13 protein-coding genes are annotated in these 12,460 nt (G+C 74.0%); 4 read left to right on the forward strand and 9 right to left on the reverse strand.

Annotated features, from left to right (window positions below):
* Nucleotides 1–294: 294 nt before the first annotated feature.
* The 4 genes from R3E88_12565 to R3E88_12580 all read right to left on the reverse strand — a co-directional run bounded on the left by R3E88_12565 (nt 295) and on the right by R3E88_12580 (nt 4,479).
* Nucleotides 295–1,521, reverse strand: coding sequence for a DUF5666 domain-containing protein (locus R3E88_12565; protein ID MEZ4217307.1), 1,227 nt, complete (start codon nt 1,519–1,521; stop codon nt 295–297).
* Nucleotides 1,514–2,377: a DUF6502 family protein gene (locus R3E88_12570; GenBank protein ID MEZ4217308.1), complete on the reverse strand. Its 864-nt coding sequence runs from the start codon at nt 2,375–2,377 to the stop codon at nt 1,514–1,516. The genes R3E88_12565 and R3E88_12570 overlap by 8 nt, the downstream gene beginning before the upstream one ends.
* A 174-nt stretch (nt 2,378–2,551) precedes the next feature.
* Entirely contained in the window at nt 2,552–3,292 is a 741-nt protein-coding gene (locus tag R3E88_12575; protein ID MEZ4217309.1) for an SDR family oxidoreductase, read from the reverse strand.
* Nucleotides 3,289–4,479 (reverse strand): cytochrome P450, encoded by a 1,191-nt coding sequence (locus R3E88_12580; GenBank protein MEZ4217310.1) that lies wholly within the window; start codon nt 4,477–4,479, stop codon nt 3,289–3,291. The genes R3E88_12575 and R3E88_12580 overlap by 4 nt, the downstream gene beginning before the upstream one ends.
* 92 nt (nt 4,480–4,571) lie before the next feature.
* On the opposite strand from R3E88_12580, the gene R3E88_12585 reads away from it, so the two are divergent.
* Complete coding sequence (locus R3E88_12585) at nt 4,572–5,387, forward strand: hypothetical protein (GenBank protein ID MEZ4217311.1); 816 nt, start codon at nt 4,572–4,574, stop codon at nt 5,385–5,387.
* A gap of 18 nt (nt 5,388–5,405) precedes the next feature.
* On the opposite strand, the gene R3E88_12590 is transcribed toward R3E88_12585, so the two are convergent.
* Genes R3E88_12590 through R3E88_12610 form a run of 5 tightly spaced genes read right to left on the reverse strand, consistent with a single transcriptional unit; the run spans nt 5,406 to nt 10,207 of the window.
* Nucleotides 5,406–5,852 (reverse strand): nitroreductase/quinone reductase family protein, encoded by a 447-nt coding sequence (locus R3E88_12590; GenBank protein ID MEZ4217312.1) that lies wholly within the window; start codon nt 5,850–5,852, stop codon nt 5,406–5,408.
* 33 nt (nt 5,853–5,885) lie between these two features.
* Nucleotides 5,886–7,064 (reverse strand): EAL domain-containing protein, encoded by a 1,179-nt coding sequence (locus tag R3E88_12595; protein ID MEZ4217313.1) that lies wholly within the window; start codon nt 7,062–7,064, stop codon nt 5,886–5,888.
* Nucleotides 7,051–8,310 (reverse strand): response regulator, encoded by a 1,260-nt coding sequence (locus R3E88_12600; GenBank protein MEZ4217314.1) that lies wholly within the window; start codon nt 8,308–8,310, stop codon nt 7,051–7,053. The genes R3E88_12595 and R3E88_12600 overlap by 14 nt, the downstream gene beginning before the upstream one ends.
* Nucleotides 8,307–9,662 (reverse strand): ATP-binding protein, encoded by a 1,356-nt coding sequence (locus R3E88_12605; GenBank protein ID MEZ4217315.1) that lies wholly within the window; start codon nt 9,660–9,662, stop codon nt 8,307–8,309. The genes R3E88_12600 and R3E88_12605 overlap by 4 nt, the downstream gene beginning before the upstream one ends.
* The gene (locus R3E88_12610) at nt 9,659–10,207 is read right to left on the reverse strand and encodes a heme NO-binding domain-containing protein (GenBank protein MEZ4217316.1); all 549 of its coding nucleotides are present in this window, start codon (nt 10,205–10,207) and stop codon (nt 9,659–9,661) included. The genes R3E88_12605 and R3E88_12610 overlap by 4 nt, the downstream gene beginning before the upstream one ends.
* Before the next feature lie 163 nt (nt 10,208–10,370).
* Here R3E88_12610 and R3E88_12615 point away from each other — a divergent pair, with 163 nt between their 5' ends.
* From R3E88_12615 to R3E88_12625, 3 genes are all read left to right on the forward strand, one after another.
* Nucleotides 10,371–11,360 (forward strand): cyclase family protein, encoded by a 990-nt coding sequence (locus R3E88_12615; GenBank protein ID MEZ4217317.1) that lies wholly within the window; start codon nt 10,371–10,373, stop codon nt 11,358–11,360.
* Nucleotides 11,361–11,411: 51 nt separating this feature from the next.
* Nucleotides 11,412–11,639, forward strand: a complete 228-nt coding sequence (locus R3E88_12620) for a hypothetical protein (protein ID MEZ4217318.1) — start codon at nt 11,412–11,414, stop codon at nt 11,637–11,639.
* 91 nt (nt 11,640–11,730) lie between these two features.
* Nucleotides 11,731–12,417: a helix-turn-helix domain-containing protein gene (locus tag R3E88_12625; GenBank protein MEZ4217319.1), complete on the forward strand. Its 687-nt coding sequence runs from the start codon at nt 11,731–11,733 to the stop codon at nt 12,415–12,417.
* Nucleotides 12,418–12,460: the final 43 nt, after the last annotated feature.

Here is a 12,460-nt window from a genome sequence, read left to right on the forward strand (position 1 = left end):
CGCTTCCACGGACCGCAGCCGCAGGGCTGGCTCCCGTCCGCGATCCGGTCCGCGACCGGTCTGCGGATCCGGTCCGCGATCCCGTCTGCGGATCCCGGTGCCGCTCGGTGCGCGCGCGGCACACGACGGGGTTCCGCGCGCCGACCAGGATCGAGAGGCCATGGCGCCCGAGCCGTGCGCGGCTCGCGCCCCGCGCTCGGCGGGTGCGCCGCGTTGGTGGCGCGGGTCGCATGGGTCGCATGGGTCGCGTGCGCCGCGTCCCCCGCTCCCGTCGCGCGCGTCGCGTGGGGCGGGTCAGTTGCGCCCGGAGCGCTCCGGACGCTCGGGGCGTTCGCTGCGCTCGGGTCGCTCGGCGCGCTCCGGCCGCTCGGCGCGCTCGCCGCGATCGCTGCGGTCGGCGCGGTCGCCGCGGCCCGAGCGCCCCGAACGGTCGCCGCGGCCGCTTCGGTCGCCGCGCTCGTTGGTCGCGCCGTCGCCGCGCTCGATGCGCACGCGGTCGGCGCGCACGCGCCCGTCGCGGAGCTCGCCCTCGACGCGCACGCGCTCGCCTTCGCGCAGGCCCGCGGCAGGGCCGTCGGGTGCGAAGTCGACGGGCAGCCCGTGCAGGCGCAGCTCGCCGCGCTCGCGCGCGACGTAGCCTTCGAGCGAGACGCGTCGCGCGTCGCTCGCGACGGGGCTCGCGTCTCGGGCGTCCTCGACGTCGAACGTTCGCGTCGCCTCGTTCCACCGGCCGCGCAGCTGCACGCGCTCGCCGAGCGCGCGCGCGCCGAGTGCGCCCGCCGCCCGCACGTCGCCGACGTAGACCGCGCGCTCGCCCGTGCCGATCGCGCGCCCGGTGACGACGTCGGGGGCCGCGCTCGGGCGCGGCTCGACGCGGCTCGCGACGACCACGCCGTCGGGGCGGCGCAGGCCGCTGACGGCGACGCGCGTGCCGGCATCGAGCGCCGCGGCGCGCACGGTGCTCGCGTCGATCGCGATCGACTGGCCCATCACGCGGAGTCGGCCGGTCGCCGCGTCGAAGCCCTCGATCGGGCCGGCCACGGCGGTCTCGACGGAGATCGCACGCGCGCGCAGGCCCGCGCCGTCGCCGATCGCGCGAATGCGCGCCACCTGACCGACCGCGAGCGCGTCGACCGACGCCTTGCGGCCGTCGACCTCGACGTCGACCGACGCGTCGTAGTCGACCTCGAGGCCGTTGATGCAGACGCTGCCGAAGCCGGTGATGGTGCCGATGACGCCCGTGCCGCCCATCCCGGAGATGCCCGTGCCGCCCGTTCCCGCGAGCCCCGTGCCGCCGGCGCCCGAGATGCCCGTGCCGCCGGCGCCGCTGTGGCCCGTGCCGCCCGTGCCGCTGCCCGAGCCGGGGTCGAAGCCGGTTCCGCCGGTGCCCGTGCCCGAGCCCGATTCGAAGCCCGTGCCGCCCGTTCCGGCGTCGAGCTCGCACGCGGCGCGCGCGGCGTGCGGTGCCGCGACGAGCGCCGACAGGGCGAGCGCGAACGCGAAGGCGCCCCGCCTACGCATCGCCGCCTCCGTCCCCGCTCGCGTCCTCGTCCTGCCCGGCGAAGAAGTACGCGCCGAACGTCATGCGCTCGCGCGCGTCGGCGGCTTCGCGGTCGCGCGTCTGGAGCTCGAGTGCGCGCTGGTTCACGCGGCGGAGCGCCGCGGCTCCTTCGTCGGCCGCGAGCTTGCGCAGCTCCTCGATCGAGCCCGGCGTGAGCGCGTCGTAGAACACCGAGCGGTCGATGAACGTCGGCTCCTCGCCGAGGATGTTGTGCGCGCCGGCGGCGACGTGGTCGCCGAGGTTGCGCCCGAAGAAGTGAATCTTCTCCTCGAGGCCGTGGGCGGGCACGAACGAATCCTCGCGCAGCCGCACGCGATCGCGCTCGTCGACCTCGGCGACGCCGAGGCGTAGCCACTCGTCGAGCACGGAGCGCACGGGGATGTCCTTGCTCACGGACGCGACGAGCTCGTCGAAGGTCGGCTCGTCGCGCGTCGGCACGCGCGGGAGCGGGCGCGGGCGCCCGCGTCCGTCGAGGAAGCGCGGGTCGCCGATCCAGCGCGACACGAGCAGCGCGCCGAGCGCCACGCCGCGGTCGCGCGTCCCCGTCGCGCCGGCTTCCTGACGCAGCCGCTTCACCTCCTTGCGGTGGATGCCGGTGAGCAGGCTGATGCGGCTGTCGGTGAGGCGTCGCTCCTCGAGCGCGAGGTCGCGCGCGGCGACGTCGACGTAGATCTCCTTCAGCACGTTCGTCAGGTAGGGGAGGGTGATCTGCTTCTCGAGCAGGAGGCGCACGAGCGGCCGCAGCATGCGGCGCGCCGCGCGCACGAGCGCGGCGCTACCGGGGGCGACGAGCGGTGTGGTCGGCGGCTCGCTCATGGGCTCTCGCTGCGCGGGTCCGGCAACGCACCGGCTCCCGACGGACCGTGTCGGCCGTAGAGGTGGGAAAAATTACCAATCGATGGGCCGCCCCGCACGTGGAAATGGATTCCATATGGAATCCAATATCTTGCGGACGAAGCTGCCGCAGTGGCGCGGCCGCGTCGCGGGGAGCTAGCCGGGGGGCGGGTAGGTGGGCGTGATGGCGAGGCGGCGCACCGTCTCGCGCGACGCGAGGACGTTCACGACCTGCTCGGCGACCGCCTCGGGCTCCATCACGCGGCCGTACATGTATCCCTCGGCGACCCAGCGCTGGACGAGCGGGCCGATCGTCGCCGGGTCGAGCCCGCGCCCGAACTCCGAGAGCGTGTCGCCGATCGCGATCGACGTGAACGCGACGTCGCGGTGCTCGCCCTGGAGTCCGCGCACGAGCCCTTCGAGCCCGAGCTTCGCGACGATGTACGGCGTGTAGTGCGGGCGCGGCGGCGCGTCGTCGATCGAGATCGAGGAGAGGAAGACGGCGCGGCCACGCGCGCGCTCGAGATGCGGCATCGCCGCGCGCGCGACGACGGCGGCGCCGACGAGGTTCGTGTCCAGTGCGCGTCGCCAGTCTTCAGCGGTCGTGTCCGCGAGCGGCTTGAAGATGCCCATGCCCGGCGCGTAGACGAGCGCATCGAGGCCGCCGAGCGCGTCGGCCGCGCGCGCGACGACGTCGATGCACGACGCCTCGTCGCAGACGTCGCAGACGAGCCCGACCGCGCCCGGGCCGGCCTGCGCGACGCCGTCGTCGAGCCGGTCGCGGCGGCGGCCCGCGAACGCGACGCGCGCGCCCTCGCTCGCAGCCGCGAGCGCGGAGGCGCGTCCGATGCCGGCGGAGGCGCCGACGACGAGAACCCGGCGATCGCGAAGCCTCATGCGCGGCGCGTGCCCCCGTCGAAGCGGACGGGCATGCTCGCGAAGCCGCGCACGTTCGTCGAGTGGACGCGCTCGAGGCCGGCCGTGTCGATCTCGAGCCCGGGGAAGAACTCGAGCGTCGTCTCGAGGCCGATCGCGCCCTCGAGCCGCGCGAGCCGCGCGCCCAGGCAGAAGTGCACGCCCTTGCCGAACGCGAGGCTCTCGCTCGTGTCGCGCGAGAGATCGAAGCGGTCCGGGTCGGGGAAGACGTCGGGGTCGCGGTTCGCCGCGCCGACGAGCAGCAGCACGCGCTCGCCCTTCGGGATGACGCGGTCGCGCACCGCGACGTCGCGCGTCGTGACGCGCCCGAGGATCTGGCTCGAGTTGTCGAAGCGCAGGGTCTCCTCGACCCAGAGCGGAATGCGACGCGGGTCGGCCGCGACCTCGTCCTTCACGTGCGGGAAGCGCGACGCCCAGTAGACGGCGTTCGCGAGCAGCTTCGTCGTCGTCTCGTTGCCGGCGATGATCATCAGGAACAGGAAGCTGATGACGTTGCGGTCGGTGAGCCGCTCGCCGTCGACCTCCGCCGCGAGCAGCGCCTCGACGAGCGTGTCGTGCGGGCGCGCGCGCCGCTCGTCGACGAGCTGCGCGAAGTACTGCAGGAGCTTCGCGGAGGCTTCGATCGCGCCCTTCGGGAGCCCCTTCTCGCCCTCTTCGCGGTGGAGGACGAGGTCGGCCCACGCGCGCAGCTCGTCGCGGTCCGACTCCGGCACGCCGAGCAGCTCGCTGATCACGTCCATCGGGAGCTTGCCCGCGAAGTCGTGGATGTAGTCGCACGCGCCGCGCTCGGCCGCGCGCGCGGCGTGCACGCGGGCGATCTCGCGGATGCGCGGCGCGAGCAGCTCGACGCGCCTTCCCGTGAACGCGCGCGAGACGAGCGCGCGGTACTTCGCGTGCTTCGGCGGGTCCATGCCGAGGATGAACATCGTCGCCTCGGGGTCGACCGCGACGCTCTGGTCGAGCGAGACACCGGAGCGGTTCGAGTACGCCTCGGTGTCCTTGAAGCCCGCGAGCACGTCGGCGTGCTTCGAGAGCGCCCAGAAGCCGAGGGTCTCGTCGTGGTAGACGGGCGCCTCGTCGCGCAGGCGCGCGTACGTCGGGTACGGGTCCTCGTGGAAGTCGTAGTCGTAGGGGTCGAAGCGGACCACGCGGTGTCTCCCCGTCGTGCGAGCGTGCGTGCGTGCGTGCGGTGCGGCGGCGCTGGACTCTACCGCGCCCGGGTGGTCATACTGCGTTCCCGATGACGTCTCCGTACGCTGCGCCGGTCGAGCTCGGAAGCCTGCTCTTCACGCTCGTCGAGCCCGCGCGCGACGCGGCCGTCGCCTATCACCGGTGGTACGAGCGCGACCACTTCTACTCGGGCTGCCTCGTCGGGCCCGGCATCCTCTCCGGTCGGCGCTTCGTCGCGACGCGCGACCTGAAGGCCCTGCGCCTGCCGCGTCCGCTTCCCGCGTCGAGCCCGCTCGGCGACGCCATGCGCGGCTCCTACCTCGCGCTCTACGCGGTGATGGCGGGCGCGCACGCGACGTTCTTCGACTGGGCCGTCGAACGCGTGAACGACCTGCACGCGTGCGGTCGCATGTTCGCCGCGCGCGAGCACGTGCAGACGGAGGTGTGCGACTACCGCGGCGGCGTGTTCCGCGACGACGACGGCGTGCCGGCCGCCCTCGCGCTCGACCACGACTACCCGGGCCTCGCCGTGCTGTGCCTCGAGCGCGAGCCCGGCGTCGACGACGCGGCGCTCGCGCGCTGGCTCGACGACGAGCTGCTCGGCCCGCGCCTCGCGGGCTCGCCGATCGCGCAGTGCCAGCGCTTCACGCCGCGCCCGCTTCCGGCCGGCGCGCCTGGCGACACGCAGGCCGAGGGTCGCGACGCAGCGTCGCGGCAGAGCCTCGTGCTCGCGTTCCTCGAATCCGACCCGCGCGCGGCGTGGCGCGCGCACGTCGCGCCGCTCGTCGGCGCGATCGAGCGCGAAGGCGTCGCGCGCCTCGGGTGGGCCTCGCCGTTCGTGCCGACGCGCGCCGGGACCGATGCCTTCGCGGACGAGCTCTGGTAGGCGGCCGCGGCGGACGGCTCAGCGCGTCGGCTCGAGCACCACCACGGGGATGGTCCGCCGCGCCGCGAGCCCCTCGTAGCGGCGGTAGTCCGGCTGGATCGCGACGAGCTCGCTCCACAGCCGCGCCCGCTCGTCGCCCGCGGCCTCGCGCGCGCGCACGCGCAGCCGCCGCCCTCGCACGTCGACGTGCGCGACCGGGTCGCTGCGGAGGTTGTGCACCCAGGCCGGGTCGCGCGGCGCGCCGAGGAAGGATCCGATCACGACGAAGGCGTCGCGCGCGTCGCGCGGCGCGAAGTAGGTGAGGCAGGTCGCGCGCGGCGCGCCGCTTCGGCGTCCGCGCGTCTCGAGCACGAGCACGTCCATGCCGGCGAGGTGGCCGAGCAGGCGACCGCGGCTCCAGCGGTACACGACCGGATGGATCTTCCAGAAGACGCGGACGAGCGCGCTCGGGCGGGTCGGCGACACGCGCCGGAGCATGCGGCAGACGCGACGGCGCGACTAGTCGTCCTCGCCCTCGAAGCCCGCGGGCGCGATGAAGGGCTTCGCGGGCTTCGCGAGGTAGTAGCCCTGGAGCAGGTCGCAGCCGAGCGCGACGACGGCGTCGAGCTCGGCCTTCGTCTCGATGCCCTCGGCGACGGTGCGCATCCCGAGCTCGCGGCAGAGCGCCGTCATCGATCGCACGAGCTTCGCCTTGGTCTCGACGGAGTCGATGTCGCGGATCAGCTCCATGTCGAACTTGACGACGTCCGGGCGCAGCGTCGTGAACGAGGTGAGCCCCGAGTAGCCGGCGCCGAGGTCGTCGATCGCGATGCGGTAGCCGCGGCCGCGGAGCGCGGCGAGCTTCTCGTCGATGTCGGTGATCGTGTCGAGCGACGCGCGCTCCGTGATCTCGAGCAGGATGCGCGCGGAGTGGCGGTGGAGGGGGTGGTCGTCGTCGAAGAGCGACGGCTGGTTGAGCGAGTCGGGGTGCAGGTTCACGAGGAGGTCGACGCCCTCCGGCGCCGACGCGAGGTCGCGGCCGATGCGCTCGGAGATCGCGGCCTCGAGGTCGGGCAGGCGGTCGAGCCCGGTCGCGAGGTCGATCATCTGGTCGGGCCCGCCGCTCGCCGGGTCGCCCGGGCGGACGAGCGCCTCGTAGGCGACGAGCCGCCGGTCGCGCGCGGCATAGACGGGTTGATAGGCCATCCACAGTCCGCCGAGGACGTCGTCGAGGCGCGCGTGGAGCTGGGCGCGCTCGGACGTCGCCGCGCGCGCGTCCCCGCTCGCCGCGTGCTCGCGCTGCTCGCGGTAGACGAGTGCCTCGCGCAGGCACGCGAGCAGCTCGTCGCGGCCGATCGGCTTGTTGAGGAAGCGGAACACGGCGGCGTCGTTGATCGCCTTGACGGTCGCCTCGACGCTCGCCTGGCCGGTGAGGATGATGCGCGTGACGTCGGGATGCTCGCGGCGGACGAGCGTCAGGAAATCCGACCCGCACATCTCGGGCATGCGCTCGTCCGAGACCACGACGTCCACCGGCTCTGCGGCGAGGATCGCGAGCGCCTCGTCGGCCGAGTTGGCCGTGCGCACCTGGAACGACTGCTTGCGCATGAGGAGCGACAGGTTCTTCGTGACGTCGGGCTCGTCGTCGACGAACAGGACGAGGCGGCGCAGCGCGCCCGGGCTCTCAGGCCGATGCATGCGTCGACTCCTTCGCGGCGGCTCGCGGCCCGCCGACGGGCGCCGCCTCCTCGCGCGCGATGGCGCGCAGCGGCTCGAGGTCGCCGAGCCCGTCGATGCCGGGCTCGTCCGTTCGCAGCGGCGCGTGCGCGAAGTCGAGCTCGCCGACGCCGAGCGCCTCGTCGGCGAGCGCGTCGGCGGCGCGCACCACCGCGCCGAGCGGCGTGCGCGCGGGCAGCTCGAGCGCGCCGTCCGAATCGTGCTGCAGCACCGCGTCGACGATCGAGAGCGGGAGCCCCCAGCGCGCGATCAGGTGCGCGCCGAGCTCCGCGTGCGTCGCGCCGAACATCGCGCGCTCGATCTCGGAGCGCGGCACGGCGTCGGCGTGCGCCTTCTCGACGGCCTTGTGGAAGAGCCGGTCGAGCCGCGATGCGAGCAGCAGCTCGCCGATGTCGTGCAGCATCCCCGCCGTGAAGCACTCCGAGGCCTTGACGCCCACGTGCTCGCCGATGCGCCGCGCGATGCGGGCGACGAGCACCGAGTGCACGCGCCGCTCCTCGGCGGCCGCCGCGCTCTGCGGGCCGGACTCGAGCTGCTCGAAGACGCCGCACGTGAGGACGAGCTGCGACACCGTCTGGAAGCCCAGCAGCGCGACGGCTTCGTGCACCGTCGAGATCGCGCGCGGCGTCGAGAAGAAGGCCGAGCTCGTGAGCTGGAGGATCTTGGCCGACATCGCCGGGTCCTCCTCCAGCACCGCGGCGACCGACTGCGCCGACGGGTCGGGGTCGTCGAGCGCGCGCATCAACGCCGCGTACTGCGTCGGCGGGGACGGCAGCGACGACACGCCGCCGATCAGCTTCGAGAGCGCCTTCGAGCGCAGGCACCGCGTCGACGCGATCGCGCGCTCGAGCGCGTCGACGAGCTCGTGGTGCGGGCAGGGCTTCGAGAGCCACAGGTGCGCGCTCGAGATCGAGCGCAGGGCGTGTCGCTCGTCGGCCTGGCCGCTCAGCACGAGGCGCACGGCTCCGGGATGGTCGCGCTTCACGCGCGACAGCAGCTCCGCGCCGTCCATCTCGGGCATCCGCATGTCGGTGACGACGACGTCGAAGGGCGCCGCGGCGAGCCGCTCGAGCGCGGCCGGGCCGCCCTGTGCGAAGTCGATGTCCCAGCGCCGGCGCTCGCGGCGCAGCGACTGCCGGAGCGCGCCGAGCACGTCGGGCTCGTCGTCGACGAAGAGCAGGCGCGGCTTGTCGACGTCGGGCGTCACGCTCGGGCCTCCGCGTCGGAGCCCGGGTCGATCGGGAGCCGGAGGTGGAAGGTCGTTCCCTCGCCGATCGTCGTGTCGTACGAGATCTCTCCGCCGTGGCGCTCGACGACGATGTTGTGCGCGATCGCGAGCCCCTGGCCGGTTCCCTTCCCGACGCCCTTCGTCGTGAAGAACGGGTCGAAGATCTTGTGGCGCACGTGCTCGGGGATGCCGGCGCCCGTGTCGGCGACGTGGATCCAGACGGAGTCGCCGTCGGCCTCCGTGCGGACGCGGATCACGCCTCGCTCGCCGCTCGTCCCGATGCGCTCCTCGACGGCGTGCGCGGCGTTCACGATCAGGTTCAGGAACACCTGGTTGAGGTCGCCGACGTCGCACCACACCGGCGGGATCTCGCCGAGCTCGAGCTCGACGTCGGCGCAGTACTTGTACTCGTTGCGCGCGACGGTGAGCGTGGTCTCGATCGCCGCGTTGAGGTCCGCCATCGTGCGCGCGCGTTCGCCGGGGTGCGAGAAGTCCTTCATCGCGCGCACGATCGTCGCGACGCGCTGCACGCCGCCGAGCCCGCGCGCCGCCGCGGCGGGCATCTCCTCGGCGAGGAACTCGACGTCCGCCTCCTCCTCGGCGCGCTCGATCTTCTCGACGAGCGGACGCAGCTCCTCGCGGTCGCCGCACGCGTCGCGCAGGGCCCGGTAGGCGCCGAGCACGCCGCGCATGTCGGCGATGCCCTCGCCGAGGAACTGGAGGCTGTCGCCGACGAACTGGATCGGCGTGTTGATCTCGTGCGCGATGCCGGCCGCGATCTGCCCGATCGACTCGAGCTTCTGCGACTGCCGGAGCTCGAGCTCCATCCTCTTCTGCTCGCGCAGGTCGGTCGCGACGCACACGTAGGCCTCGACCTCGCCGTGCTCGCCGCGGACGGGCGCGCCCGAGAAGAGCACGGGGATCTCGCTCCCGTCGGCGCCGGAGAGGACGACCTCGCGACGGCCGACGACGAGATCCTCGGCGCGCGGCGCCGGTCCCGCTTCGCGCGCATCGTCACTGCTCTGGTGGACGTCCTTGACGAGACTGCCGAAGGCGGCGCCGAGCAGGTCGGCCTCGGCGACGCCGAGCAGCTCGACGGCGGCCGGGTTCACGCGCAGCACCGAGCCGCTCGGCCAGACGATCAGCACGGCGGCGCTCATCGAGGAGAGCACGCTCTCGAGGAAGCGCGTCGTCTCGTGGAGCTGCTCCTTCGCGAGGAAGAGCGAGCGCGTGCGGTCCTCGATCATCGCTTCGAGCGCGCGCACGCGCGCGCGCTCGCGGGTGAGGCGCCGCTCGAGCTTGTCCACGGTCGGAGCGGCGGGAACGGTCACGACGTGGTCGCGAACTCGAGCCGGAACTCGCAGTGCGGCGCGCCGTCGGCCGTGCAGCGCGTCTGGCGCTGCGCGATCGACTCGCCGAAGTGGTCCGCGACGCCGTCGATCAGGCCTTCCATCAGGTGGCACAGCGATCGCTGCGAGTGGTACTCGATGACGAGCGCGTCGCCGTCGTCGCGGTAGCGGAACGCGGGCGTCGACGCGTCGGGATGCAGCTTGCGGACCTCGACGTGGATGACGTCGTCGACGCTGCGGAGGAACGAGCGGGCGCCGGCGTGCGGGCGGACGCAGACGGGGAAGGCGCTGGCGAGGGCCGGGAACGCGTACCGGCCGAACGCGCGCAGCGCCTGCGGCAGCGGCACGTCGAGGGCCTTCACGGTGTGGGCGACGATCTCGAGCAGGTCCTCGTCGGGGTAGGTGCCCGGCCCGACGAACGGCTCCTGCGTCTGGAGGGAGCATCGATCGAGGACGTCGTCGAGGAAGTCCTCGCCCCAGCTGTCGATCACGAACTGCTCGAACGCGTTGAAGATGATGCCCTTCACGCACGGCTCCTCGGCCCGCGCGTCGCCCGGCGGGTTGCAGCCGGATCGGAACCCGTGCAGCCGCTCTTGAGCACCCCGCGACCCGGGTGTTCACCGGGCGCGCGTCGCGCGCGCGCACTCGGGCGTTTCCGCGCGTCGGGCCGCGGCGATTCGTGTAGAAGGAATGGAGACGGAGCGCGGCGACGGCGCGCGCGGCGCGGGAGTGGAGGGCGCGATGGGCGGGGACGGCGTGACGGCGGAGTGGCTCGAGAAGACGTTCGAGCAGGTGAAGAACTGGGGGCGCTGGGGCGACGACGACCAGGCCGGCGCGCTCAACTTCATCACGCCGGCGAAGCGCGCGGCCGCGGCCGCGCTCGCGCGCGAGGGCGTCGCGGTGTCCTGCGCGCTCGACTTCCCCGTCGCGCCGGCCGCCGACAACCCGCATCCCGCGCTGCACCACATGGTGGTCGCGGGCGATGCCTGCACGGTGAGCGGCATGGGCGGCCTCGAGACGTCGATGGACTTCATCGGCATCGCCTTCCACGGCATGGCGACGTCGCACATCGACGCGCTGTGCCACGTGTTCGTGAAGGAGACGATGTACAACGGGCGTCCCGCGAGCGACGTGAAGAGCATCGGCGCGCTCGCGAACGACATCATGTGCGCGCGCGACGGCATCGTCTCGCGCGGCGTGCTGCTCGACGTGCCGCGGCTGCGCGGCGTCGGGTGGCTCGAGCCCGGCGAGCGGATCGCGCCCGAGGAGCTCGAGGCCGCCGAGCGCGCGCAGGACGTCCGCGTCGAGGAGGGCGACGTCCTGCTCGTCGCCACCGGCCGCGATGCGCGCCGCGCGTCGCGCGGATCGTGGGTGCCGACGACGGGCATGGCGGGGCTCGACGCGCGCTGCGTTCCGTGGCTGCACGAGCGGCGCATCGCCGTGCTCGGGAGCGACGGCATCTCCGACGCGATCCCGAGCACCGACGCGCCCGACTGGCCGGTGCCCATCCACCAGTGCTGCCTGGTCGCGATGGGCGTCCACCTGCTCGACAACCTCGACCTGTCGGGGCTCGCGAGCGCGTGCGCCGAGCGATCGCGCTGGGAGTTCCTGTTCACCGTCGCGCCGCTCCGCGTGCGCGGCGGGACGGGCTCGCCGGTGAACCCCGTCGCGATGTTCTGAGCGCGCGGCCGCGCCGCGTTCCTCACCGGGGTCGCGGTCGCCTCGCACGGCGTGCTCGATGCGTTCCCGGACGCGAGCCTGGGCGTAGGCCTCCTGCTCCCGTTCGACGACGCGCGCTGGTTCGCGCCGTGGCGCCCGATCCGCACCTCGCCGCTCTCGGTCCTCGCCTTCTTCACGGCGGCGGGTGCGAGCGTGCTCGCGAACGAGCTCGTGCTCGTCGTGGCGCCGAGCGCGGCGCTGGCGGCGCTCGGCCTCGCGCGCCGCCGCGGGCCGCGCTAAAAATGAACGCGTTCAGTTTCGAGGGCGGGCGGACCGGCGTGCGCGCGGGTGCCGCGCGCGCCAGCGCCGTGCGCGCGGGCGGGAGGGCGACATGGCGGCGAGCCGGGGCAGCGGTGCGACGGTGCGCGCCTCCCGCGCGGCCGGCCGGACCGCCGCGGAGCGCACTTCCGGCGCGGCGCCCGAGGGTCGCCGCGCGCGCAACAAGCGCGACAAGCTCGGTCGCATCACGCGCGCGGCGAGCGAGCTCTTCCGCGAGCAGGGCTTCGACGAGACGACCGCGCGCGCCATCTGCGAGCGCGCCGGCATCGCGACCGGGACGCTCTTCCTCTACGTCCGCGACAAGCGCGAGCTGCTGCTGCTGCTGTTCCGGCCGCTCGCCGAGCGCGCGTTCGCGCGCCTCCCGGTAGGCCTGCGCGACGGCGAGCAGCTCGTCGACGGCCTCGTCCACCTGTTCGGAGCCTTCTTCCGCATCTACGCCCGCGACCCGCTGCTCGCGCGCGTCTTCGTGCAGGAGCTCTTCTTCCGCAGCGACCAGGGGGCGGAGATGCGCGCGCTCTCGCGCGAGCTCGAGGCGCGCGTCGCGCGCATCGTCGACGACGCGCGCGCGCGCGGCGCGCTGCGCACGGACGTCCCCGCGCGGCGGCAGACGGCCGCGCTGCTCGCGCACTACGCGATGTGGATCCAGCTCTGGCTCGGCACGGGCGTCGTGTCGCGGCGCGCGGCGGAGCGCGGCCTGCGCGACGCGCTCGTGCTCCAGGTCGAGGGGCTCGCGCCCTGATCCGCGGTCGAGGCGTCCGGCAGTGCCGCAGGCGGCGTCGCCC

It is taken from the genome of Myxococcota bacterium (assembly GCA_041389495.1).
GTDB lineage: Bacteria > Myxococcota_A > UBA9160 > UBA9160 > UBA4427 > JAWKRT01.